The sequence below is a fragment of the Verrucomicrobiota bacterium genome, from assembly GCA_016871675.1.
Lineage (GTDB): Bacteria > Verrucomicrobiota > Verrucomicrobiia > Limisphaerales > VHCN01 > VHCN01.
In genome coordinates this window covers 37292-61432 of sequence record VHCN01000016.1, presented here as the reverse complement: position 1 = coordinate 61432, position 24141 = coordinate 37292, and the positions used below count along the sequence as shown (strand labels likewise).

Sequence of the window (24141 nt, the reverse complement as noted above, 5' to 3'; positions counted from 1 at the left end):
GCGCTGATATACGGCATGATGCCCAGCGACCCGATCGCGCACCGCTCAAGCGCGCCGCCCGTGAACATGCTGTAGAGGCCGAGCAACCCGCCGCCCGTGCCCTTCTGCGCCTGCAACTCAAAAAACTCGGCCAGCAACTGCCCGTCAAGGCTCGGGATCGGGCAGAGCGACACCAGCCGCGTCAACCCCAGCAGCAGCAAGGTGAACAGGATCCGGGACTTGAGCTCCGGCACCTTGAAGCAGTTGGCAAACGTCTGGAAAATGTTCTTGAGCATGCGGCGAGGGGGGCCGGGGGGATATCGCCTTACGCCTTCGGTGCCTCGGGCGCAGCGGGCGCGGCCTCCGCGGGCTTGGAGTCGGGAGACACGCGCTTCTTGTTCAGCCGCTTGTAGCGCGGGAGCACCTCGCACACGCCGCCGAGATCCTCGACCGCCTTGCGCGCCGAAGCGCTCGCCGCGTGCACCACCACCGAGAGCCGCCGCTCCAGCTTCCCGTCGCCCAGCAGCTTGATCCCGTCGTAATTCCCCGTGGCCAGGCGCTTCTCGCGCAGGAGCTTTTCATCCACGCGCGTCCCGTCCGCGAACTGGTTCAAGTCCCGCAGATTCACCGGGTGCCAAGTCGTCTTGAACCGGGCGTTGTTGAATCCGCGCTTCGGCACGCGCCGGATCAACGGCATCTGCCCGCCCTCGAACCCCGGACGCATCGAACTGCCCGAACGCGCGCTCTGTCCCTTGCCGCCGCGCCCTGATGTCTTGCCACGGCCGCTGGACTCGCCGCGGCCGACATTCTTCCGCCGGTGCCTCGATCCGGGAATCCGTTTCAGATTGTGAAGTCGCATGGTCATTGAGCTGGGCCTTTCTTGTCCGCCGGCGCCGCGGACGCTGCGTCCCGCGGACGCAAATCCACCCCGCGTGTCCGCGCGATGTGTTCGCGCAACCGCAATTGCAAGAGCGCCCCCAAGGTGGCCTTCGCCACGTTCGCGGCATTCTTCGAACCGAGGGACTTGGTCAGCACGTCCCGCACGCCCGCGGATTCCAGCACCGCGCGGACCGTTTTGCCCGCGATCAGGCCTGTGCCCGGCGACGCGGGCCGCAACAACACCCGCGCCCCGTCAAACGCCGCGAACGCCTCATGCGGAATCGTCGGCCCGAGCAGCGACACATTCACCAGATTCTGCTTCGAAACCTCCGTCCCTTTCTTGATCGCATCCGCCACCTCGCCGGCCTTGCCCATGCCGATGCCCACGCGGCCCCGCTTGTCGCCGCTCACCACCAGCGCGCTGAAGCTGAACCGCCGGCCGCCCTTGACCACCTTGGCGGAGCGGTTGATAAAAATCACCTTCTCCACAAGCTCGCTCGTCGGCAGCCCCGTCAGGGGATCCGTCTTGACCTCCTGGGCGGGTGGCCGGCTCCGGCGGCCGCCGCGGCCCGGGCCGCGGCCCGGCCCTCTCGGCTCGCGCGATGGAGAAGGCGGCGGCGTGGGTGAAGTCTCGTTAGTGTCGCTCACGTAATCCTCGGGGTTAGAATTTCAGGCCGGCCTCGCGCGCCGCATCCGCGAGCGCCTTCACCTTGCCGTGGAACGGGGCGCCGCTCCGGTCGAACACGACCGTTGTGATGCCCGACGCAAGCGCAGCCTCCGCAGCCGCCTTGCCGATGCGCACCGCGCTTTTCACATTCGCCGCCAGAGTCTCGCGGTCCGGCATCGACTTCGCGCGTGTCGACGTGCTCGCCAGCGTCGTGCCTGTCGCGTCATCCACGAACTGCACATAAATGTGCTGCCCGGTGAACCGCACGCTCATCCGGGGACGCGCCGCCGTGCCGATCACCAGCTTGCGAATCCTCCAGCGGCGTTTCTGCCGCAGCGCGTTTTTCTTTTCAATTCTCATGGCATCCGAAGTTCAAATTCCAAGTCCCGGTCAGCGACCGCCGACCGGGGGTCGTCACTTATTGCACCGTCTTGCCTTCCTTCCGGATGATGCGCTCATCTGTGTAACGCACCCCTTTGCCCTTGTAAGGCTCCGGCGGGTAGAAGCTCCGGATGTGCGCCGCCACCTGGCCCACCACCTGCCGGTCCGGCCCTTCCACGGTGATCTTCGTATTCTCCTCCACCGTCACCTTGATCTGCGGCGGCACCGTGTAATTGATCGGATGCGAATACCCAAGGCTCAGATTCAGGATGTTCCCCGTCAACGCCGCCTTGAACCCGACCCCGTGAATCTCGAGTCGCTTCACGAATCCCTCCGTGACGCCCTTGACCATGTTGTTCACGACCGAACGGCAAAGCCCGTGCATCGCTCGCGCCTCGGCTTCATCGCCGTCGCGCGACACGACCACCCGTCCCTCCGCCACGCCGAGCCGCGTGTGCGGCGGCAGCTTGAACTGCAGCCGGCCCTTGGGACCCTCCACCTGAACCGAGTCCCCGGCGACCTCCACCTTGACCTTCGCCGGGATGACGATGGGTTGTTTGCCGATGCGTGACATGTGAGTTTCGAGTTACGGATTGAGAATTACGAATTCAATGTTCAAAGGTCCGGCCTACCAGACGGTGCAAAGCAGCTCGCCGCCCACACCTTGTCGGCGCGCCTCCGACCCGGTCATGACCCCGCGCGACGTGGACACGATCGAGACGCCCATCCCGTTCAACACTCTCGGGATTTCGCCCGACGCCACGTAAACCCGGCGCCCGGGACGGCTCGCCCGGCGCAGGCCGCCGATGATGCCTTTGCGCCCCTCGTATTTCAGCTTCACCGTGAGCTTGCGCTTGACCTCGCCCTCCACGGCCACCTCGCCCACGTAGCCCTCTGCGCAGAGCAACCGCGCGATGCCCTCCTTGATTCGCGAGTGCGGCATTGTCACCGCCGGCAACAAGGCCATGCTTCCATTCCGGATCCTCGTGAGCATGTCTGCAATGGGGTCGCTCATCATACGTCGTTTCGGGTTCTGGGAGTCGGATTCTGCGTTTCGGGTTCGAGGTTTGGATCTCGCGAGTTACCAACTGGCCTTGGTGACGCCCGGCAGCAGCCCGTTCAGGGCCAGTTCGCGAAAGGTCAGCCGCGACACGCCGAACTTGCGCATGAATGACCGGCGGCGGCCGGTCACGGAGCAGCGGTTCGTGAGCCGGATGGGGCTCGCGTCCTTCGGCAGTTTGGCAAGGCCGGCGTAGTCGCCCTTGGCCTTGAGTTCGGCGCGCACCGCCGCGTATTTCTTCACCGTGGCCAGCTTGCGCTTGTTCCGTTCGATCCACGCTTTCTTTGCCATAGCTCTTGTCGGGTTTCTCGGTCGCGGTTCTACCGGTTTTCGGAAAACGGCATTCCCATCAGCTTGAGCAGTTCGCGGGCTTCGTCATCCGTCTCCGCGGTGGTCACGATCGTGACGTCCATGCCCTGGTGCCGCTTCACTTTGTCGAGGTCGATCTCCGGGAAAATCGTCTGGTCCGATATTCCCAGGGTGTAATTGCCGCGCCCGTCGAAGGAGCGGTTGGAGACTCCGCGGAAGTCGCGGATGCGCGGCAGCGCGGCGGCGACCAGCCGGTCGAAGAACTCATACATCACCGCGCGCCGGAGGGTCACGCGGCAGCCGATCGCCTGGCCCTTGCGAAGTTTGAAGTTGGCGATGCTCTTGCGCGACTTGGTGATGACCGCCTTGCGGCCGGTGATGGTTGTGAGGTCGCGCGCGGCGTCCTCCACCGCGGTCTTCTCAAGTTCCGCGCTGATGCCCATGTTGATCACGATTTTCTCGAGAGCCGGGATCTGATGGACGTTGGTATACTTCCTCGATGTAAAGAGTGCCGGCTTCACCGCCTCCATGTATCTGGTGTAGAGCCGCGGCGGCGCGGGAGGCGGACCCTTTGGCGCGGGCTCGGCCTTCACGGCCTCCGCTTTCGCGGGCTTGGCGGGCTTCGCGGGTTTTTCGGCGGGATTGTCTTTCATTTCAAGCTGTGGGTTGGGGCGCTGCCTGCGCGGCGGGCGCATCGGCGGCCAATGCGGGTTGGGCGGCGGCGCGCTTGGCGCGGCGGGCGTCCCACTTGGAGGCCAGCATCACGTTGGAGGCGTGGATGGTGCCCTCGCGCTCGATGATCGCCCCCTGCGGGTGCTGCTGGCTCTTGCGCATGTGCTTCTTGATCATCGCGCAGCCCTCCACGGACACGCGCATCTTCTTCATGAAGACGTGGATGATCTTGCCGCGTTTGCCCCGGCTGGAGCCGCTGATCACGACCACTTCGTCGCCCTTCTTGACGTGGAGGCGTCGGTTCCGAACGGGTTTCTTCATAGGACTTCCGGGGCGAGGGAGATGATCTTCATGAACTTGAGGTCGCGAAGCTCGCGAGCAACGGGGCCGAAGATGCGGGTGCCGCGGGGTTCGCCCTCGGCATTGATGATGACGATCGCGTTGCTGTCGAATCGCAGGTAGGAGCCGTCGTCGCGGCGGATGGCCTTGCGGGTCCGCACGATCACGGCGTCGCAGACTTCACCCTTCTTGACCTGGCCGTCGGGCGCGGCGTCCTTGATGTGGACCTTGATCGTCTCGCCCACGAAACAGTATCGCTGGCTCGGCTTGTGCGTGGCGCCGATACAAGCAGCCCGCTTGGCGCCGGTGTTGTCGGCGACATCAACGATGGAACGGACTTGAAGCATAGGTCAGGTCAGGACGTTGGGGGTTCGGGCGCATGGACTCGTTCGCCGCGCTCGACAATCTCCACGAGCCGCCAGCGCTTGGTCTTGGAAAGGGGGCGCGTCTCCGTGATCCGGACCCGGTCGCCCGTCCGCGCCTCGCCCTTCTCGTCGTGGGCGTAGTATTTCTTGGAGGAAGTGACGACCTTCTTGTAGATCGGGTGCTGGAAGCGCCGCTCGACGCGCACGACGATGGTCTTGTCCATCTTGTCGGACACGACGTCGCCGACGCGCTCCTTGCGTCGGGTTTCGCGGATGGGTTGGGTCTCGGTCATAGGTTACTTCTTGGCCGCCTTGATGCGAACGGCGGACATCTGGGTCTCGACCCGGGCGATGTTCTTGCGAAGTTGCCGGATGCGCGACGGGTTTTCCAACTGGGAGGTCGCCTGCTGGATCCGCAGGTGGAACAACTCCTGCCGGAATTCGCGGCCCTTGACGGCAAGTTCCTTGAGCGTGAGATCTTGGAGCTCGGACATTTTCATGGTCGGTGTCCTAGGCGTGGGTGTGGCGTGAGATGAACCGGGTGCGGATCGGCATCTTGGTCGCCGCAAGCCGCAGCGATTCGCGCGCGAGCGCCTCGGGCACACCGTCGATCTCGTAAAGCACGGCGGCGGGTTTGATGACCGCGACCCAACCTTCGACGCCGCCCTTGCCGGTGCCCATCCGGACTTCAAGCGGCTTCTTGGTGTAGGATTTCTGCGGGAAGATGCGAACCCACATCTTGCCGCGCCGTTTCATGTGGCGGCTGATGGCGACGCGGCAGGCTTCGATGACTTTCGCATCGAGCCAGCAGCGCTCGAGCGCTTGCAAGCCGTATTCGCCAAAGGCCACGGTGTGCCCGCGCGTGGCAAGCCCCTTGCGGCTGCCTCGGTGCATCTTCCGATACTTCACTCGGGCGGGCATCATGGGCATAGGCTTTTTTCCCTTTGGTGCTTGGCGTTCAGCGTCAGGCCGACGGAGTGGCAGTCGCCGCTGATGCGGTTTCGGTGGTCACCACGGTCACGGGTTTCGCGGGTTTGCGGTCGCCTTTGCAGATCCAGCACTTCACCCCAAGCTTGCCGTAGGTGCAGAGGGCTTCGGCGAATCCATAATCAATGTTCGCCCGGAGCGTGTGCAGCGGCACGCGGCCTTCCAGGTATTGCTCCACGCGCGCCAGCTCGGCCCCGCCGAGGCGGCCGGCCACCCGCAGTTTGATGCCTTCCACGCCGTCCATCCCCATCGCGGTCTGGATCGCCTTTTTCATCGCACGCCGGAACGACACACGCCGCTCCAGTTGCATCGCGATCGCCTCGGCTACGAGTTGCGCGTCGGCTTCGGGTTGTGTCACTTCCTGGATGTCCACGTAGATTTCCTTGCCCGTCATCCGGCTCAGCTCTTCCTTGAGCTTGTCAATCTCCGCGCCTTTGCGGCCAATGACCACGCCGGGGCGGGCGGTGTGTATGGTGATGCGGCAGCGGCTCGCCGCACGCTCAATCTGAATGCGCGGCACGGACGCGCTCTCGAGCTTGCGCTTGAGGATGCCGCGGATCTTGTGGTCTTCGCTCAGCAGTCGCGCGTAGTCCCGCTTGTCCGCATACCACTTGGAACGCCAGTCCTTGTTGACCGCGGTCCGCAGGCCGATTGGATTGCACTTTTGTCCCATGGGCGTCTAGGGGTCAGAGTTCAAAGTCAAAGGTTCAGATCCGTGTGCTTAGTTGGCTGCGTTGTCGGTGAGGACGATGCGGATGTGACAGGACCGCTTGATGATGGGCCCGGCGGAGCCGCGGGCCTTGGGGATCATGCGTTTGAGGCTCCGGGCGGTCTCGGCCACGGCAAGTTTCACGACCAATGTCTCGGCGCGGAGTTGGTGGTTGTGCTCGGCGTTGGCGATGGCGCTCTTGAGGGTCTTCGCCACGGCGCGCGCGGACTTGCGCGTCACATAACCCAACACGTTCTGCGCATCGAGAGCGCTCTTGCCCTGGATTTGCCGGACGACTTCCCGGACTTTTTGCGCGGACATGCGGAAGTTGCGGTAGATGGAGGTGACTTCCATGGCTATTTGGCCTCCGCTTTGGCGGTGTGGGCGCCGTGTTTCTTGAAAACGCGCGTTGGCGAGAATTCGCCGAGGCGGTGGCCGACCATGTTCTCGGTGACGAACACGGGGTTGAAGATTTTGCCGTTGTGCACGGCGAAGGTCAGGCCGACAAAGTCCGGCGTGATCATGGAGCGCCGGGACCATGTCTTGATCGGGGTGCGGGTGTTGGCGGCCTTGGCTTTCACGACCTTGTCCAGAAGGTGTTGGTCGATGAACGGGCCTTTTTTGATGGAGCGTCCCATGGCGGTCGGGTTTCGGGGTCGGTGTTTCGGGTTTCCGGTTATCTCAGTTTCATGGGCCGGCCGTCGCGGCGGACAACGATGAAGCGGTTGGAGATTTTCTTCTTGCGCCGGGTGCGGTAGCCCTTCGCGAGCCGGCCCCACGGGTTGGTAAGCTGTTGCCAGCCGCCGCCCGACTTGGACTTGCCGGCACCGCCGCCGTTGGGATGGTCGACAGGGTTGCGGGCGACGCCGCGGGTGATGGGGCGCTTGCCCAGCCAGCGGGCGCGACCGGCCTTCCCGAGAACGATCGACTCGTGCTCGATGTGCCCAACCTGACCGATGGTTGCGAGGCACTTTTCGTGGATGCGACGGATTTCGCCGGAGGGCAACCGGAGTTGGGCGTAGCCGCCGTCGCGGGACATCAGCGTCGCACCGCCGCCGGCGCTGCGGACCATCTGCCCGCCTTTGCCGGGGATCATCTCGATATTGTGGATCGTGAGGCCGACGGGGATTTTTGAGAGAGGCAATGCGTTGCCTATCTCTGGCTCGGCGTCGGGGCCGGAGTGGAGCTTGGTGCCCACGGCCAAGCCGACGGGTGCGAGGATGTAGCGCTTCTCCCCGTCCTGATACTGAACAAGCGCGATGCGGGCGGAACGGTTGGGGTCGTATTCGATGGCCAGGACCTCGGCGGGAATGCCGTGCTTGTCGCGGCGGAAGTCGACGATCCGGATTTTGCGCTTGTGGGCGTGTCCGATGCCGCGGACGGTGATGCGGCCACGATTGTTGCGGCCACCCGTCTGCTTCTTGGTGTAGACCAGGGACTTTTCAGGCCGCGACTTGGTGATCTCGTCGAACGAGGCCACCGTCATGTAGCGGCGCGACGGCGTGAGGGGTCTGAAGGTCTTGACGGGCATGGCGTGCGTCAGGCGAGGTTGATTCTTTCGCCCTTTTTGAGCTGGACGATGGCTTTCTTCCACGCGGACGTGGAGCCGGCATCCTTGCGGCCCTGTCGGCGGAGCTTGCCGCGAACGTGCATCGTGCGAACGGCGACGACGTGGACCTGGAAGAGGAATTGGACGGCGGCCTTGATCTCGGGTTTGGTGGCGCGTGGGTCGACCACGAGCGTATACTGGTTGTACAGGTCGGCCTGCCGCGTCCCCTTTTCGGTCACGCGGACGGTCTTGACAATGTCGTAGGGGCTCATGATTTGGCTGCAATGATGCGCTGGTCGACTGCCTCGAAGGCGCTGCGCGTGAACACGAGCTTGTCGGGCTTGAGCACGTCGTAGGTGTTGAGGATGTCGCTGGTGGTCACATCCACGCCCTGCACATTGCCCGACCCGGCGAGGAGGTTACGGTCCACACCCAGCGTGACAAAGAGCGACGTGCCCTCGATCTTGAGTCGCGCGCGCAACGCCAGAAACTCCTTCGTCCTGTGCGTCGTGAGCTTCAAATCGTCCACGACAATGACGTCGCCGGCGCTAAGCCGCTCCGTCATCGCCTTGCGCAGCGCCAGGGCGCGCACAGTCTTCGTGACTTGCTTCCGATAATCACGCGGCTTGGGGCCGAAGGTAACGCCGCCGCCACGCCAGAGCGGCGAGGCGAACGATCCTGCGCGCGCACGACCGGTGCCTTTCTGCCTCCAGGGTTTCTTGCCGGTGCCGGCGACCTCGCCCATCGTCTTGGTGCAGGCGTTGCCCTGCCGTTGCGCCGCGTTGTAGGCGACGATGTAATCATGCACGGCCTGGGCACCCTTGTCCTTTTCGACGAGGGGGAACTTGACCTCAAGCTCGCCTTGCGCGGCGCCATTGGAATCGTGAACAGGCAGCTTCATGGCTTACTTCTTTCGGACCTCGACCTTGACCTTGGCCTTGGCCTGCGGTTGTGCCGCGCTCCGCGGTTTCCAGCCTTTCGGGCGCTTCTTGGCTTCGCGAATGATGCAGTAGTCGTCTTCCGCCCCGGCGAAGCTGCCCTTGATGAGGAGGATGTTCTCCTCGGGGATCACCTTGATGACCTCAAGATTCTGCACCGTGCGACGGTCCTGCCCCATGTGGCCGGGCATCTTCATGCCGCGCATCACGGTGCCGGGGAACAGGCGCTGGCCGATCGCGCCGGAGCGGCGGTGCCAGCCTTTCGCGCCGTGCGTCGAGTCGCCGCCGCGGAATCCCCATCGCTTCACGACGCCTTCAAAACCGCGGCCCTTGGTGATGCCGATGGCATCCACGAAATCGCCCGGGGCAAAGACGTCGGGGCCGATGATGTCGCCGGGTTTGACGGCCTTGGAGAAGTCTCGGAATTCGCGGATGCGCTGGACGGCGGGGATCGGGTCGGTGCTGTTTTCCTTGAATTCGACGCCGTGTTTCTTCAGGTGGCCGATCTTGGGTTTGTTGAGCCGCTGGGGTTTTTGCGGGCCGAAACCGAGTTGCACGGCGGCGTAGCCGTCCGCCTCCACGGTCCTGCATTGAAGCACCCGGTTGGGTCCGGCGAGGACGACCGTCACGGGCACGATGTTGCCGGTCATATCGTAGACACGGGTGTGTCCGAGCTTCTTGCCGATAAGTCCGATGGGCATACGCGCTAAATCTTGATGGTGATGTCCACGCCGGCAGGAAGGTTGAGTTTCTTCAGCTCATCCACGGTCTTGGCGGTGGGGTCGAGGATGTCCAGCAACCGCTTGTGCGTCCGCTGCTCGAATGTCTCCATCGATTTCTTGTCGGCGTGCGGCGAGCGGTGGACGGTGAAGCGCTCGATGCGCGTCGGCAGCGGGATTGGCCCCGCCACGCGCGCTCCCGTGCGCTTGACCGTCTCGACGATCTCCAAGGCCGACTGGTCGATGACCCGATGGTCAAACGCCTTGAGGCGGATTCGAATGCGTTGTCCAGGCATACAAAGAACAGGGGGTGAGGTTAACTGCGAGCGGCCGCCCTCTTGGAGGCCGTGTCCAAAATATCCTTCGCGATCTGCGCCGGCACCTGCTCGAACGTGTGCGGCTCCATCGAATAACTTGCCCGGCCCTTGCTCAACGACCGGATCGCCGTGGCATAACCGAACATCTCCGCCAACGGCACGTTCGCGCTCAATACCGTCTGCCCGGCCTTCGCGTCGACGCCGTGGATGATCCCGCGACGCCTGTTGATGTCGCCGAGCAAATCCCCTTGATACTCGTCGGGTGTTGTCACCTCCACCTTCATGATCGGCTCCAACAGAATCGCGCCCGCGGTCTTGAACGCATCCTTCAACGCGAAGATCCCGGCCATCTTGAAGGCCAGTTCGCTCGAGTCCACCTCGTGGAACGTCCCGTCGGTGATTTCCACCTTGATGTCGATCACTTGAAAGCCGGCGATCACGCCGCCCTGGATCGCCTCCTCGATCCCGTCCACCACCGCCGGGATGTATTCCTTTGGAATCGCCCCGCCCACGATCCCGTTCTCGATCTCCACGCCCTTGCCCTTCTCGTTCGGAGCAATTTTGATGCACGCGTGCCCGTATTGCCCGCGGCCACCCGACTGCCGGATGAACTTGCCCTCGCCCTCCGCCGCCTTCGTGATTGTCTCACGATACGCAATCTGCGGGGCGCCGGAATTCGCCTCGACTTTGAACTCCCGTTTCAACCGGTCGATGATGATTTCCAAGTGCAGCTCGCCCATGCCCGCGATGATGAGCTGGCTGGTCTCCTCATTCGTGAAACAACGAAACGTCGGGTCCTCCTCGCTCAACTGCTGCAACCCCTCGCTCATCTTGTCACGGTCGGCTTTCGTCTTGGGTTCGACCGCCATGCTGATCACCGGCTCCGGGAACGTCGGCGGCTCGAGTGCGATGTCAAACTCCTCGTCACACAACGTGTCGCCCGTCGTGATGTTCCTGAGCCCGACCAGCGCCGCGATATCCCCGGCAAAAACATGATCCACGTCCTTGCGCTCGCTCCCCTGGATGATCATCAACCGGCTCACACGATCTCGCTTGCGCGTGCGAGGGTTGTAGATCATGTCGCCTTTGCGCAACTGCCCCGAATACACCCGGAAAAACACGAGCTTCCCGGCATAGGCATCACGCCAGAGCTTGAACGCCAGCGAACAAAACTTGTGCCCGTCATCAGTCGGAGCCTCCACCACCGGGGCGTCCGCACCCGCGCCCGCCTCGTGGCCCTGCGCTGCCGGCACATCGAGCGGGCTCGGCAAATAATCCACCACCGCATCCACCAGCACCTGGACGCCTTTCTTCTTGAACGCCGTCCCGCACAACACGGGCACGAACTCCAGCTTGCACGTCAGGCGCCGGATCGCCGCCTTCAACACTTCCGCCGGCACGGGCTTCTCCTCCAACACCAACTCCGCCACGCCATCGTCCTTGTTGCTCACGGCGTCCACCAGCTCAGCCCGCGCGCGCCCGGCGCGGTCGGCCCATGTGCCGCCGCTCGATGGCAGTTGGGAAATCGGGAATCTCCGGTCCAGCTCCTCCAACTCCACCACCTCATACCGCAACCCCTCGTTCGCAATATCCCCCTCGCCCCACACGATCCCCTTCAAATTCACCACATCCACCACGCCGGCGAACTTTTCCTCCGCGCCGATGGGCAGGAAAACCGGCCACGCATACGCATTCAACTTCTTGCGCATGTCCGACAACGCATTCCCAAAATCCGCCCCGGTGCGATCCATCTTGTTGACGAACGCAATCCGCGGCACACCATACTTCGTCGCCTGCCGCCACACCGTCTCGGATTGCGGCTGCACACCCGCCACGCCGCAGAAAACAGCCACCGCCCCGTCCAGCACCCGCATCGACCGCTCCACCTCCGCCGTGAAATCCACATGCCCCGGCGTGTCAATGATGTTCACCCGGTGCCCCAGCCCCTCGAACGCCTTGTAGAGCCCAGTCTCCTTCTTCTGCGTCCAATAGCACGTCACGGCCGCACTCGTGATCGTGATGCCTCGCTCCCGCTCCTGCTCCATCCAATCCGTCACCGTGTTCCCATCGTCCACATCGCCGATCTTGTGGATCAAGCCCGTGTAAAAAAGAATCCGCTCCGTCGTGGTCGTCTTGCCCGCGTCAATATGCGCGGCGATCCCGATGTTGCGCGTCCGCTCCAGCGGATATTGCCGGAGAGGCGAATTGGCTGCCTTTTTGTCCACGGCCGTCATGCTTTCGATTTACGATTCACTCATTACGATTCACTCATTACGATTCCCAATTCCCAATGTCCAACGTCCAGTCGGCGGTCGGCATGCCGCATTCTACCAAGCCTGTCGATAAAAACGCCCCGGATTGCACTCGCCCCCGGGGCTTTTCCCACCGACCTGCTACCACCGAAAATGCGCGAACGCCTTGTTCGCCTGCGCCATCTTGTGCACATCATCCCGCTTCCGGATGGCATTCCCCTGCCCGGCATAGGCATCGAGAATCTCCGCCGCCAGCGCCTCGCGCATCGGCGCACCCTTCCGGCTGTCCGCAAAACTCACAATCCAGCGCACCGCCAGCGACACCTGCCGGTCCGCCGGAACCTCCAGCGGCACCTGATACGTCGCCCCGCCGACGCGCCGGGGCTTGACCTCCAGCCGCGGCTTCGCGTTGTCCACCGCCCGCTGCAGCACGTCGACCGGATTGGTCGCCGGCAACTTCTCCACGATCGCCTCAAACGTCCCGTAAACGATCCGCTGCGCGGTGCTCTTCTTGCCCCGCTCCATCACCGTGGACACCAACCGCGCCACCAGCACGCTGTTGAACCGCCCATCCGGCTGCATCTGCCGTTTCACTGCTCGTCGACGACGTGACATTCTTTGTTCCTCGTTTCGAGTTTCGAAATCGCAATTCGAGATTCGCCATTCTCAAGCCGTCGCAGGTTTGGCCCCGGCCTTCGGGCGCTTCACCCCATACTTCGAACGGCTCACACGACGCTTCTCCACGCCCGTGGCGTCCAACGTCCCGCGCACAATATGATAACGAACACCCGGCAAATCCTTCACGCGACCGCCACGCACAAGCACAATCGAGTGCTCCTGCAGGTTGTGACCCTCGTCCGGAATGTAAGCGATCACCTCAAAGCCGTTCGTAAGCCGCACCTTCGCCACCTTACGCATCGCTGAGTTTGGCTTCTTCGGCGTGCGAGTCATCACCTGCAGGCAGACACCCCGCCGATACGGCGCGACCTCCAGCGCGGGAGACTTGCTCTTGAAAGTCAGCTTTCGCCGCCCCATCCGCACCAGTTGGTTAATCGTAGGCATTAATTTGATTTCCAATTCGCGATTTCCAATTGCCCATCGGCAATCTCCCGCCCCCGGCGCCCGGGGAAAGGAGCGGAGATATTAGCGGAGGTCGTTCGTGTTGCAACAAGTTTGTGCCATTTTCCATTTCCTGTCCTCACTTCCAATTGGCCATTGACAATTGGCCGTCCCCCCTAGCCCACCAACGACTCCCGGTCCATCAGGGCCGAGTCGGCCGGTCCCGATTCGGCATCGGGAGCAGGCGGCAACTCCTCCACCAACGGCACCAGCCTCACGTTGCGATGCCGGACAAACCCCGTTCCGGCGGGGATGATGTGGCCCATGATCACGTTCTCCTTGAACCCGCGCAAACTGTCCACCTTGCCCATCGTCGCGGCCTCTGTGAGCACGCGCGTGGTGTCTTGGAAACTCGCCGCGCTCAGGAAACTGTCCGTCTCCAGGCTCGCCTTGGTGATGCCCAGCAACACGGGCACGGCCTCCGCGGGCTTTCCGCCCATCTTGTCCACCCGCTGGTTCTCGTTCTCGAACTCGATCTTGTCGATCTGCTCGCCCCACAAGAATGTCGTGTCCCCCGGTTCCGTGATCCGCACCTTCCGCAACATCTGCCGGATGATGATCTCGATGTGTTTGTCGTTGATGGTCACGCCCTGCAACCGATAGACCTCCTGAATCTCATTCACGAGGTGTTCCTGCAATTCCTGTGTGCCGCACACATCCAGAATCTCATGCGGCACGACAGGCCCTTCAGTGAGTTGCTGGCCCTTCTTCACCAAGTCCCCCTTGAACACAATCACGTGTTTGCCGATCGGCACCAAGTGCTCCTCCTCAGTCCCCGTCTTCGGATCCTTGATCAAGATCGGCCGCTTGCCCCGGGTCGTCGGGCCGAAGTCCACCACGCCGTCGATCCTCGAAATCTCCGCCGCGTCCTTCGGTCGCCGCGCCTCGAACAGCTCCGCCACGCGCGGCAATCCGCCCGTGATGTCCTTCGTCTTCGTCGTGCGCCTTGGGGTCTTCGCGAGCAACGTCCCCGCCACGATCCTGTTGTGTTCTTCCACCACGATGTGCGCACCCGACGGGATTGGATACTTCGCGACGATCTCGCCCTTGTCGCTCTGCACGATGATCTGCGGGTGCAAATCCTCCTTGTGCTCGATCACCACCATCGTCTCCTGTCCGGTGCTCTCGTCCATCTCCTGCTTCATCGTCACGCCGTCGATGATGTCCTCAAAGCGAATCCGCCCCGACTTCTCTGACAAAATCGGCGCGTTATAGGGATCCCATTGCACAAAGGTCTGGCCCTCGCCGTCGCGCTTGCCCGTCTTCGGGTCTTTCGGTGGCCCCTTGACCTTGCCGCCATCCGCCACCGCGATCACCGCGCCAATCACAATGGTGTGGCTCTCCAACTCACGCCCGTCCTCCTCGCTCAAGACCGAGATGCTCCCGTTCTTGTTCAGCACGATGTGACTCCCGTCCTCCAGCTCCACACTCCGGATGTCATTGTAGCGAAGTATGCCGTCGTGCTTGGCCTTGATCTGCGGCTGTTTGAACACCTGCGACGCCGTGCCGCCAATGTGGAACGTGCGCATGGTCAACTGCGTGCCCGGTTCGCCGATGCTCTGCGCCGCGATGATCCCCACCGCCTCGCCCAGCTTTACGTGCTGGCCCGTCGCGAGGTTCCGCCCGTAGCACTTGATGCACACGCCCTCCTTGCTCTCGCACGTCAGCACGCTGCGCAGCTTGACGCGCTCCACGCCCACCGCCTCGATCTTCCGGCCTTTGGTCTCGTCGATGTCCTCGCCCGCCTTCACGAGCTTCACCTTCGGCTCCGCGGGGTCCACGATGTCGTCGCACGAAAACCGCCCGATGATCCGGTCGCTCAGTTTCACCACCTCGTCTTCCCCCTCGTAGATGGGTGACACCCAGATCCCGTTGGTCGTCCCGCAATCCTCGAGCCGGATGATCACATCCTGCGCCACGTCGACCAGCTTTCGGGTCATATAACCCGAGTCCGCCGTCTTGAGGGCCGTGTCCGCCAGACCCTTGCGCGCGCCGTGCGTGCTGATGAAGTATTCCAATACCGTCAACCCTTCGCGGAAGTTCGACAGAATCGGCTTCTCGATGATGTCGCCCGAGGGCTTGGCCATCAATCCGCGCACGCCTGCGAGCTGGCGCACCTGCGCCTTGTTGCCGCGCGCGCCGCTGTCCACCATCAGGTAAACGGGGTTGAACTCCCGCTTGTTTTGGTTCTGCTCCAGCGTCTTGAGCATCACGTTCGCGATCTGGTCGGTGCAGTGAGTCCAGATGTCCACGATCTTGTTATACCGTTCGCCGCTCGTGATCACGCCCTTGCGGTGCTGCTTCTCCACGTCCGCGATCTGCTTCTGCGCGGTCTCGATTTCCTGGCCCTTCTCCCGGGGGATGATCATGTCGTCAATGCCGATGCTGATGCCGGCTCGTGTTGCCTCGCGGAAGCCGAGTTCCTTCAGCCGGTCCAGGGTGGCCACCGTCGCTTCGTGGCCGCAGTGCTTGTAGCAATTCCAGATCAAGTCCCCGAGCTGGCTCTTGCCCGCGAACTTGTTGTAGAAGCCCAGCTCCGCGGGCCAGATCTCGCTGAATAACACCCGCCCGACCGTGGTCTCGATCGTTGCCGCCTCCGCGTTGCCGAAGATCGTCTTGCGGCCCCGGTCCGGATTCGCCAGCCGGATGCGGTCGTGGGTCTTCACATCGCCTTCGGCGTGCGCGAACACCACCTCGTCCTTGCTTCCGAAGATCAGTTTGCGCGACCGCTGCGGGTTGTTGGGACGCGGCTCCGCCGTGAGATAGTAACACCCCAGCGTGATGTCCTGCGTGGGCGTCATGATCGGCTTGCCGGATGACGGGTTGAAAATGTTCAACGACGCCATCATGAGCAGGCGCGCCTCCAGTTGCGCCTCGACGCTCAGGGGCACGTGCACGGCCATCTGGTCGCCGTCGAAATCCGCGTTATAGGCGGTGCAGACCAGCGGGTGAATGCGGATGGCCTCGCCCTCGATGAGCACGGGCTCGAATGCCTGGATGCTCAACCGGTGCAAGGTGGGCGCCCGGTTCAGCATCACCGGATGCCCGCGCGTGACTTCGTCGAGGATGTCCCACACCACTTTTTCCTGCCGCTCGATCATCTTCTTGGCACTGCGCACGGTGTGCACATAGCCCTGGTCCTTGAGGCGCCGGATGATGAAGGGCTCGAAAAGGACGAGGGCCATCTTTTTGGGCAACCCGCACTGGTTGAGCCGCAACTCGGGGCCGATGACGATGACGGATCGGCCGGAGTAGTCCACGCGCTTGCCCAGCAGGTTCTGCCGGAACCGCCCGCTCTTGCCCTTCAACATGTCCGACAGTGACTTGAGCGGCCGGTTGCCCGCGCCCGTCACCGCCCGACCATGCCGCCCGTTGTCGAACAACGCGTCCACGGCCTCTTGCAACATCCGCTTCTCGTTGCGGATGATCACCTCGGGTGTCTTGAGTGAGAGCAGGTTCTTGAGCCGGTTGTTCCGGTTGATGACGCGGCGGTAGAGGTCGTTCAGATCCGACGTGGCGAACCGACCGCCTTCCAGCGGCACCAAGGGCCGGAGGTCGGGCGGAATGACGGGCAACACAACGAGGATCATCCACTCGGGCCTCGTCTTGGAACTCAGGAAGCCTTGGTGCAGCTTGATGCGCTTGGCCAGTTTCTTGCGGATCTGCTTGGACTTGGTCTCGGTCATTGCCTGTTGCATCTCTTCGATGGTCTTGGCCAGTTCGATGCGGGCGAGGGCTTCGCGCACGGCTTCGGCGCCCATCTTGGCGGTGAAGGTGTCGCCCCCGTAGGTCTCGAGGGCTTCGCGGTATTCGTGCTCACTCAGGAGTTGGTGCTGCTTGAGGGGGGTGTTGCCCGGGTCGATCACCAGGTAGTCCTCGTAGTAGATCACGCGTTCGAGGTTTCGGGCCGTCATGTCGAGCATGAGGCCGATGCGTGAGGGCATGCATTTGAAGAACCAGATGTGGGATACGGGCACGGCGAGTTCGATGTGGCCCATGCGTTCGCGCCGGACGCGGGCGAGGGTGACCTCGACGCCGCAGCGGTCGCACACGACGCCGCGGTGTTTGATGCGCTTGTATTTGCCGCAGGAGCATTCCCAGTCCTTGACGGGCCCGAAGATGCGCTCGCAGAAGAGGCCGCCTTTCTCGGGCTTGAAGGTGCGGTAGTTGATGGTCTCGGGGTTCTTGACCTCGCCCTTGGACCAGGCCCGGGTGTTGTCGGGCGAGGCCACGGTGATGCCGACGTAGTCGACGAGGTTGACCTTGTCGAGGCCGAGCATTTCGCGCGCGTTTTCCTTGGTGTTGATCATGGCGGGATGGGTGATGGGTAACGGGTGGCGTGGGTCAGTTGCCGAGGGCGGCCAGGGTGGCGGTGGCTTGTGAGGGTTGGTCGGCGGGATTCGTGTATCCCACTGAGACGTCGAGGCCGAGGGATTGCATTTCCTTGACGAGGACGTTGAAGGATTCGGGGACGCCGGCTTCGAGGGCGTTGTCGCCCTTGACGATGCTCTCGTAGATGCGGGTGCGGCCCTGCACGTCGTCGGACTTGACGGTGAGAAGTTCCTGAAGGGTGTAGGCGGCTCCGTAAGCTTCCATGGCCCAGACTTCCATCTCCCCGAAGCGCTGGCCGCCGTATTGGGCCTTGCCGCCGAGAGGTTGCTGGGTGACGAGGGAGTATGGGCCGACGGCGCGTGCGTGGATCTTGTCGGCGACGAGGTGGCCGAGTTTCATCATGTAGATGTAGCCGACGACGATTTCCTGGTCGAACGGTTCGCCGGTGCGGCCGTCGTAGAGGCGGGTCTTGCCGTGTTCGCCGATGAGGGGCTTGAGGTTGTCCTTTTTCTGGAGTTCGCCGGCTTCCTTGAGAAAATCACGCACGCCCCAGGTGAGTAGGTCAGCTTGTTTGAACTTGTCGGTGGACTTCTCCTTGATGCCGTCGAAGACGGGGGTGGAGAATTTGAGGCCGAGGAGCCGCGCGGCCCAGCCGAGGTGGGTCTCGAGGAGCTGGCCGACGTTCATGCGCGAGGGCACGCCGAGGGGGTTGAGGACGATGTCGACGGGGGTGCCGTCGGCCAGGTAGGGGAGGTCTTCCTCGGGGACGATCTTGGCGACGACGCCTTTGTTGCCGTGGCGGCCGGCCATCTTGTCGCCGACGGAGAGTTTGCGCTTGGAGGCGATGTAGACTTTGACGGATTTGATGACGCCGACGTCGACTTCATCACCGGCCTCAACGCGCTCGATCTCCTGGTCGTGATGGGATTGGAGGTCGTCGAACTTCTTTTTGAAGTTGCCGATGATCTCGTTGATTTTGTTACGGATGGGCGAGGGGTCGATCTCGATGCGGTCGTAGACTTGCGCGAGTTTTCGCAGGAGGGTCTTGGTGATCTTCCGGTTGGCGGGGATGATGATCTCTCCGGTTTCACTGTTGACGACGTCCAGGGGGATTTTTTCGCCGAGGAGGATGTTGCTCAGCGCTTCGGTGAGTTGCTCGCGCAGAGTGTCCATCTTGCCGCGGTGTTCCTCATTGGCGGCCTTGCTGGCCTTGCGGGCTTCGCGCGCATCGGCCTTGCCCAGCACTTCGCCGGCTTTCTTGGCGGTCACTTTCACGTCCATCACGATGCCGTAGGTGCCGCTGGGGACCTTGAGGCTGGTGTCTTTGACGTCGGCGGCCTTCTCGCCGAAGATGGCACGCAGGAGCCTTTCCTCGGGTGCCAGCTCGGTTTCGCTCTTGGGGGTGATCTTGCCGACGAGGATGTCGCCGGGCTTGACTTCGGCCCCGGTGCGAATGACGCCGTCGGCGCTCAGGTTCTTGAGGGCTTCCTCCCCAAGGTTGGGGATGTCGCGGGTGATTTCCTCGGGGCCGAGCTTGGTGTCGCGCGCCGCCACCTCGAACTCGTCGATGTGGATGCTGGTGAACACGTCGTCCTTGACGATGCGCTGGCTGATCAGGATGGCGTCTTCGAAGTTGTATCCGTTCCACGGCATGAAGGCGACGAGGACGTTGCGCCCGAGGGCGAGCTCGCCCTCGGCGGTGCAGGGGCCGTCGGCGATGATCTGGCCCCTCTTGACGGAGTCGCCGCGAGCGACGAGGGCCTTCTGGTTGATGCAGGTGGCGGCGTTGCTGCGCATGAATTTGCGCAGGCGGTGGACCCACACGCCTTCGCCGGGGTCGTGTTTGATTTTTTTCTTGGTCTCGGGGATTTTGCCGTCGCGGGTGATGATGATGGCGTCGCCGGTGACGCTGACGACTTTGCCGGCTTCCGTGGCGATCAAGACGGCCTGGCTGTCGCGTGCGACCCGTTCCTCGAGGCCGGTGGCGACGTAGGGGCTTTCCGTGACCATCAACGGGACGGCCTGGCGCTGCATGTTGGAGCCCATGAGCGCGCGGTTGGCGTCGTCGTGCTCGAGGAACGGGATGAGGCCGGCGGCGACGCTGACGAGTTGCTTGGGGGACACGTCCATGTAGTTGACGCGGTCGGGTTCGACTTCGATGAAGTCGCCCTTGCAGCGGCAGAGGACGCGGTCGGTGGTGAAGTGGCCCCTGGTGTCGATGGTGGAGTTGGCTTGGGCGATGATGAAGCCTTCTTCGCGGTCGCCGGTAAGGTAGTCGAGGTGTTCGGTGACGCGTCCGTTGTGGACGCGCCGATAGGGGGTCTCGATGAACCCGAATCCGTTGACGCGCGCGAACGTGGCAAGCGAGGCAATGAGGCCGATGTTGGGGCCTTCGGGTGTTTCAATGGGGCAGATGCGCCCGTAGTGGGAGGGGTGGACGTCACGGACTTCAAATCCGGCGCGGTCGCGGCTGAGGCCGCCGGGCCCAAGGGCGCTGAGCCGGCGTTTGTGGGTGAGCTCGGCCAGCGGATTGATCTGGTCCATGAACTGGCTGAGCTGGCTGCGGCCGAAAAAGTCGCGGACGACCGCGCTGAGGGCCTTGGGGTTGATGAGCTTGGCGGGCGTCATGGTCTCGATGTCCTGGTCGAACAGGGTCATGCGTTCCTTGACGAGGCGCTCGGTGCGGGCGAGTCCGACGCGGCACTGGTTGGCGAGGAGCTCGCCGACCGTGCGGACCCGCCGGCTGCCGAGGTGATCGATGTCGTCGAGCGAGCCTTCGCCTCGCTTGAGTTTGAGGAGGTATTTGGTGGCGTTGACGAGGTCAACCTTGGTCAGGATGCGGGAGGTTGATTTGTCGTCGAACCCGAGTTTTTGGTTGACCTTGTAGCGGCCGACGCGGCCCAGATCGTAGCGCTTGGGGTCGAAGAAGAGACGCTTGATCAGGGCGCGGGCGTTCGCGGGCGTCGGTGGATCGCCGGGACGGAGTCGCCGGTAGATGTCCTTGAGGGCTTCCTCCTCGTTCTTGGTGGGGTCCTTCTTGAGGCACTTGATGAGGATGCCGTCGTCGACGGACGTGTCGACGACACGCAGTTTTTGAATGCCCGCGTCGGCGAGCTGCTTGACGACCGCCTTGGAGAGGGGTTCAAAGGCGCGCGCGACGACGTTGTCGGTGGCCAGGTCGACCTCGTCCTTGATGAGGACTTTGTTCTGAATGTCCTCGATCTTGTCGGCTTCCTTGACGGTGAGTTCCTCGATCTCGTAGAAGAGCTTGAGGACTTCCTCGTCGGTGCCGCGGATGGTGGCGTCGCCCTTGGACGGCTTTTCGCCGCGAGCGTCGGCGTCCAAGAACGCCAGCGCCCGGAAGAATGTCGTGGTGAGGAATTTCCGCCGGCGCTTCTTGCGGTCGAGGTAAATGTAAAGCAGGTCGCCAGTGTCGAATTGCGCCTCATACCACGACCCGCGGTCGGGGATGATCCGGAACGAATGCAGCAGCTTGCCGTTGGGGTGCGTGGTGGCCTCGAAGGCCAGACCGGGCGAACGGTGGAGCTGGCTCACGATCACGCGCTCGGCACCGTTGATTACGAAGGTGCCTTGCGGGGTCATCAACGGCAGTTCTCCCATGAACACCTTCTCCTCTTTCGCGCCGCGCATTTCCTCGCGCAGGCGGAAGGTGACGTGCAGGGGAGCGCCGTAGGTCAGGCCCTCGCGCAAGCACTCGAGCCAGTCGAGCTTGGAGTCGCCGATCTCGTAGCAGGCGTATTCGAGCTTGGTCTTGCCATCGTAGCTCTCGATGGGGAAGACCTCATGGAACACGGCCTCGAGGCCCGTGTTCTTGCGCTTCTTGGGCTCCACCGCGTTCTGGAGGAACTCGTCGTAGGAGTTGACCTGAATCTCGATGAGGTCGGGCGGGGCGATGACTTCCTCGATTTTCCCGAAGTTTTTGCGTTCTGCGACTCGATGTGGCATTGGGGCTTTCTGGTTGGCGGCGCCGCGCGGCGCGGCCCTTGGGTTCGCTTAGACGGCTGTAGGCAAAGCTCCCGCTCCCGCAGGTGGCCTGCCTCGTTCACGCTGATTCAGTTGGCTCGGACGTGCGCTGACGTGGTGTGCTGGGTGTGTTGGTGTCGGGTGTCTGAGTTTCGCGCACCCGGCCGGCGCAGCTCGCGCCGCGACCGGCCGGGACGCGGTGGAGTCATTTGACTTCGACCTTGGCGCCGGCGTCTTCCAGCTTCTTCTTGGCGGTGTCGGTGTCAGCCTTGTTCGCGGCCTCGAGGATGGTCTTGGGGGCGCCTTCGACGAGGGCCTTGGCCTCGGCGAGGCCGAGTCCGGCCTTGATTTCTCGGACGGCCTTGATGACGGCGATCTTCTTGTCCGCCGGGGCGGACACGAGCACGACGTCGAAGGAAGTCTTGGCCTCGGCGGGCGCGGCAGCGGCGGCGCCGCCCGCGGCGGGTGCGGCGGATGCAGCCGCAACGGGCGCGGCGGCGGTGACGCCCCACTTGGCTTCGAGTTGCTTCACGAGGTCGGCGGTTTCCAGGACCGTGAGCTTGCTCAGGTCTTCAACGATTTGGGCGATGTCGGGCATGGTTGCTTTCTGTTTCGTCGCCCCCGGAGCCCCGGGGAATTGTGCCCGCAGCCGCGGGCCGACGAGTTACGTGTGGTGGTTCGTGTTTTTGCTGTGTTCCTGCCCCGCAAACGGGCGGGGCGAGATTGGTCTGGCGCGCGGCCGCTCGTCAGGGGTTCGGCTGACGCTGGCGGCAGCGCTTTTGTTCAGGCAGGCGCCGCGCTTTCCTTGTCGGCGCGCGCCTTGAGCACGCGCGCGAGCTGGCTGGCGGGCGTATTGAGCAGGCAAACGAGCCGGGTGGCGGGCGCCTTGAGCAGCCCGAGGAACTTGGAGCGCAGAACCTCGATGGAGGGCAGGTCGGCAAGGGCCTGAATGTCGCCGGCCTCGAGCCTGCGGTTGTCGAGATAACCGAACCGGGTCTTGGGTTTCTCGAATTCAGCCTGATAATTCTTGAGCATCTTTGCCGCCGCGGAGACATCCTTGGAGCCAGTGATGACGGCAAGTTGCCCATTGAGCAATCCGTTGAGGTCGCCGACGCCTGCTTCCCTGGCTGCGGCGCGGAAGATGGAGTTCTTGACGACGTGCACCTCGGCGTTCGCCCGGGCGAGTCGCTTGCGGAGTTCCGTGAACTGCAGAACATTCAACCCGCGGTAATCGACGACGAGAAAGAACGGCGCGGCATTGAGCCGCGTGACGTATTCGGCGGTGATGAGTTTCTTTTCGGCGCGCATGATCTGTGGGGGTATAGGGGTAGAGTTCGGGTGGCGGCTCAGTGGGTGCCAGCGTGCACGTCCTTGATGTCGATGCGAATGCCCGGGCTCATGGTTGCGGAAAGCGTGATGCTCTCGACAAACTGTCCTTTGGCGGCTGAAGGGCGTGCCTTGAAAATCGTGTCGATGACCGTCCGCGCGTTCTCCTCCAGTTGCTCGGGTGGAAAGCTGGCCTTGCCTACGACGACGTGCACGTTGCCCGACTTGTCGGTCTTGAATTCAACCCGGCCGGCTTTGACTTCCTTGACGGCCTTGGCGGTGTTGTCGGTCACGGTGCCGGTCTTGGGATTGGGCATGAGCCCGCGCGGACCGAGGACTTTGCCGAGCTTGCGAACCTCGGTCATCGCCTCGGGCGTGGCTATCGCGACGTCGAACTCTGACCAGCCTTCGACGCATTTCTTGATGAGGTCGTCAAATCCCACGTGCTCCGCGCCCGCGGCGCGCGCTGCATCGGCGGCGTCGCCGGGCCGTGCGAAGACGAGGACGCGGACGACCCTGCCGCTGCCGTGCGGGAGCGGGACGGTGCCGCGGATCATCTGGTCGCTCTGCTTCGGGTCGATGCCCAGCTTGAACGCAAGGTCCACGGTCTCCACGAACTTCGCCCGCGGAAACTTCGCGAGGACGCCGACGGCCTCCTTGAGCGGATAGTGTTTCGCGGCGTCGTAATTCTCGGCGCCCTTCTTCCAACGCTTGCTGTGTTTGGTTGCCATTTCCAGTGCTTGCGGTCTTGACGGATGCCCCGGCGGCATCCTCCCGCAATTGTTTAGTTTTCGACCTCGATGCCCATGTTGCGGGCGGTGCCACAAATCATCCGAAAGCCCGCTTCCTCGGTGGTCGCGTTCAGGTCCTTCATCTTGAGCTTCACGATGTCCAGGACCTGTTTGCGGGTGACTTTGCCGACCTTTTCCTTGTTCGGCTGCTTCGAGCCGGAGGCGATGCCGGCGGCCTTCTTGAGCAGCACGGCGGCGGGCGGCGACTTGGTGATGAAGGTGAACGACTTGTCCTGAAACACCGAGATGACCACGGGGATGATGAGCCCGGGCTGGTCCTTGGTGGCGGCGTTGAATTCCTTGCAGAAGCCCATGATGTTCACGCCGTGCTGGCCAAGCGCGGTGCCGACGGGCGGCGCGGGATTGGCCTGTCCGGCGGGGAGCTGGAGCTTGATTTCTGCTGTCTTCTTCTTTGCCATGCGTCTTGGGCGTTGGGTTCAGGCGCGCCCGTCCGCGGGCGCGGTGTT

General features: G+C 63.2%; 30 protein-coding genes. All 30 read right to left on the bottom strand.

What is annotated here, in order from left to right; all coding sequences use genetic code 11:
* Positions 1-275, bottom strand: a 275-nt coding sequence (locus FJ386_05755; GenBank protein ID MBM3876208.1) for a preprotein translocase subunit SecY, incomplete at its 3' end; no start/stop codon positions are given.
* Between the two features lie 29 nt (positions 276-304).
* Complete coding sequence (locus tag FJ386_05750; protein MBM3876207.1) at positions 305-838, bottom strand: 50S ribosomal protein L15; 534 nt, start codon at positions 836-838, stop codon at positions 305-307.
* 2 nt (positions 839-840) lie between these two features.
* On the bottom strand, positions 841-1506 hold the full coding sequence (locus FJ386_05745) for a 30S ribosomal protein S5 (protein MBM3876206.1): 666 nt from the start codon (positions 1504-1506) through the stop codon (positions 841-843).
* A 13-nt stretch (positions 1507-1519) separates the two neighbouring features.
* Positions 1520-1885 carry a 50S ribosomal protein L18 gene (locus tag FJ386_05740; GenBank protein ID MBM3876205.1) on the bottom strand — a complete coding sequence of 122 codons (366 nt, stop codon included), beginning with the start codon at positions 1883-1885 and terminating at the stop codon, positions 1520-1522.
* Between the two features lie 58 nt (positions 1886-1943).
* Positions 1944-2480, bottom strand: a complete 537-nt coding sequence (locus FJ386_05735) for a 50S ribosomal protein L6 (GenBank protein MBM3876204.1) — start codon at positions 2478-2480, stop codon at positions 1944-1946.
* A gap of 54 nt (positions 2481-2534) precedes the next feature.
* Positions 2535-2924 (bottom strand): 30S ribosomal protein S8, encoded by a 390-nt coding sequence (gene rpsH / locus FJ386_05730; protein MBM3876203.1) that lies wholly within the window; start codon positions 2922-2924, stop codon positions 2535-2537.
* A gap of 63 nt (positions 2925-2987) precedes the next feature.
* Positions 2988-3257, bottom strand: coding sequence for a 30S ribosomal protein S14 (gene rpsN / locus FJ386_05725; protein MBM3876202.1), 270 nt, complete (start codon positions 3255-3257; stop codon positions 2988-2990).
* A 29-nt stretch (positions 3258-3286) separates the two neighbouring features.
* The gene (gene rplE / locus FJ386_05720; protein MBM3876201.1) at positions 3287-3928 is read right to left on the bottom strand and encodes a 50S ribosomal protein L5; all 642 of its coding nucleotides are present in this window, start codon (positions 3926-3928) and stop codon (positions 3287-3289) included.
* Position 3929: 1 nt separating this feature from the next.
* Positions 3930-4268, bottom strand: a complete 339-nt coding sequence (locus FJ386_05715; protein ID MBM3876200.1) for a 50S ribosomal protein L24 — start codon at positions 4266-4268, stop codon at positions 3930-3932.
* Entirely contained in the window at positions 4265-4633 is a 369-nt protein-coding gene (gene rplN / locus FJ386_05710) for a 50S ribosomal protein L14 (GenBank protein MBM3876199.1), read from the bottom strand. Before rplN ends, FJ386_05715 begins: the two co-directional genes overlap by 4 nt.
* Before the next feature lie 8 nt (positions 4634-4641).
* On the bottom strand, positions 4642-4944 hold the full coding sequence (gene rpsQ / locus FJ386_05705) for a 30S ribosomal protein S17 (GenBank protein MBM3876198.1): 303 nt from the start codon (positions 4942-4944) through the stop codon (positions 4642-4644).
* A gap of 3 nt (positions 4945-4947) precedes the next feature.
* Positions 4948-5151, bottom strand: coding sequence for a 50S ribosomal protein L29 (locus FJ386_05700; GenBank protein ID MBM3876197.1), 204 nt, complete (start codon positions 5149-5151; stop codon positions 4948-4950).
* A gap of 10 nt (positions 5152-5161) precedes the next feature.
* Positions 5162-5581, bottom strand: a complete 420-nt coding sequence (gene rplP, locus FJ386_05695) for a 50S ribosomal protein L16 (GenBank protein MBM3876196.1) — start codon at positions 5579-5581, stop codon at positions 5162-5164.
* Between the two features lie 34 nt (positions 5582-5615).
* Complete coding sequence (gene rpsC / locus FJ386_05690; protein ID MBM3876195.1) at positions 5616-6311, bottom strand: 30S ribosomal protein S3; 696 nt, start codon at positions 6309-6311, stop codon at positions 5616-5618.
* A 48-nt stretch (positions 6312-6359) separates the two neighbouring features.
* The gene (locus FJ386_05685) at positions 6360-6701 is read right to left on the bottom strand and encodes a 50S ribosomal protein L22 (protein MBM3876194.1); all 342 of its coding nucleotides are present in this window, start codon (positions 6699-6701) and stop codon (positions 6360-6362) included.
* A gap of 2 nt (positions 6702-6703) precedes the next feature.
* Positions 6704-6985 carry a 30S ribosomal protein S19 gene (rpsS, locus tag FJ386_05680; GenBank protein ID MBM3876193.1) on the bottom strand — a complete coding sequence of 94 codons (282 nt, stop codon included), beginning with the start codon at positions 6983-6985 and terminating at the stop codon, positions 6704-6706.
* A 38-nt stretch (positions 6986-7023) separates the two neighbouring features.
* The gene (gene rplB / locus FJ386_05675; protein MBM3876192.1) at positions 7024-7878 is read right to left on the bottom strand and encodes a 50S ribosomal protein L2; all 855 of its coding nucleotides are present in this window, start codon (positions 7876-7878) and stop codon (positions 7024-7026) included.
* Between the two features lie 8 nt (positions 7879-7886).
* The gene (locus FJ386_05670) at positions 7887-8168 is read right to left on the bottom strand and encodes a 50S ribosomal protein L23 (protein ID MBM3876191.1); all 282 of its coding nucleotides are present in this window, start codon (positions 8166-8168) and stop codon (positions 7887-7889) included.
* A complete protein-coding gene (rplD, locus tag FJ386_05665; GenBank protein ID MBM3876190.1) occupies positions 8165-8797 on the bottom strand; it encodes a 50S ribosomal protein L4 in 633 nt (210 codons plus the stop codon). Before rplD ends, FJ386_05670 begins: the two co-directional genes overlap by 4 nt.
* A gap of 3 nt (positions 8798-8800) precedes the next feature.
* A complete protein-coding gene (locus FJ386_05660; protein ID MBM3876189.1) occupies positions 8801-9535 on the bottom strand; it encodes a 50S ribosomal protein L3 in 735 nt (244 codons plus the stop codon).
* Between the two features lie 5 nt (positions 9536-9540).
* Positions 9541-9849 carry a 30S ribosomal protein S10 gene (gene rpsJ, locus FJ386_05655; GenBank protein MBM3876188.1) on the bottom strand — a complete coding sequence of 103 codons (309 nt, stop codon included), beginning with the start codon at positions 9847-9849 and terminating at the stop codon, positions 9541-9543.
* 20 nt (positions 9850-9869) lie between these two features.
* Entirely contained in the window at positions 9870-12104 is a 2235-nt protein-coding gene (gene fusA, locus FJ386_05650; protein MBM3876187.1) for an elongation factor G, read from the bottom strand.
* 159 nt (positions 12105-12263) lie between these two features.
* Positions 12264-12737: a 30S ribosomal protein S7 gene (rpsG, locus tag FJ386_05645; protein MBM3876186.1), complete on the bottom strand. Its 474-nt coding sequence runs from the start codon at positions 12735-12737 to the stop codon at positions 12264-12266.
* A 51-nt stretch (positions 12738-12788) separates the two neighbouring features.
* Complete coding sequence (locus tag FJ386_05640; GenBank protein ID MBM3876185.1) at positions 12789-13184, bottom strand: 30S ribosomal protein S12; 396 nt, start codon at positions 13182-13184, stop codon at positions 12789-12791.
* A 173-nt stretch (positions 13185-13357) separates the two neighbouring features.
* Entirely contained in the window at positions 13358-17551 is a 4194-nt protein-coding gene (rpoC, locus tag FJ386_05635) for a DNA-directed RNA polymerase subunit beta' (GenBank protein ID MBM3876184.1), read from the bottom strand.
* A gap of 34 nt (positions 17552-17585) precedes the next feature.
* The gene (rpoB, locus tag FJ386_05630) at positions 17586-21539 is read right to left on the bottom strand and encodes a DNA-directed RNA polymerase subunit beta (GenBank protein MBM3876183.1); all 3954 of its coding nucleotides are present in this window, start codon (positions 21537-21539) and stop codon (positions 17586-17588) included.
* A 223-nt stretch (positions 21540-21762) separates the two neighbouring features.
* A complete protein-coding gene (locus FJ386_05625; protein MBM3876182.1) occupies positions 21763-22155 on the bottom strand; it encodes a 50S ribosomal protein L7/L12 in 393 nt (130 codons plus the stop codon).
* A gap of 185 nt (positions 22156-22340) precedes the next feature.
* Positions 22341-22865, bottom strand: a complete 525-nt coding sequence (locus FJ386_05620) for a 50S ribosomal protein L10 (GenBank protein MBM3876181.1) — start codon at positions 22863-22865, stop codon at positions 22341-22343.
* A 38-nt stretch (positions 22866-22903) separates the two neighbouring features.
* Positions 22904-23614: a 50S ribosomal protein L1 gene (locus FJ386_05615; protein ID MBM3876180.1), complete on the bottom strand. Its 711-nt coding sequence runs from the start codon at positions 23612-23614 to the stop codon at positions 22904-22906.
* Positions 23615-23667: 53 nt separating this feature from the next.
* Positions 23668-24093 carry a 50S ribosomal protein L11 gene (rplK, locus tag FJ386_05610; protein MBM3876179.1) on the bottom strand — a complete coding sequence of 142 codons (426 nt, stop codon included), beginning with the start codon at positions 24091-24093 and terminating at the stop codon, positions 23668-23670.
* Positions 24094-24141: the final 48 nt, after the last annotated feature.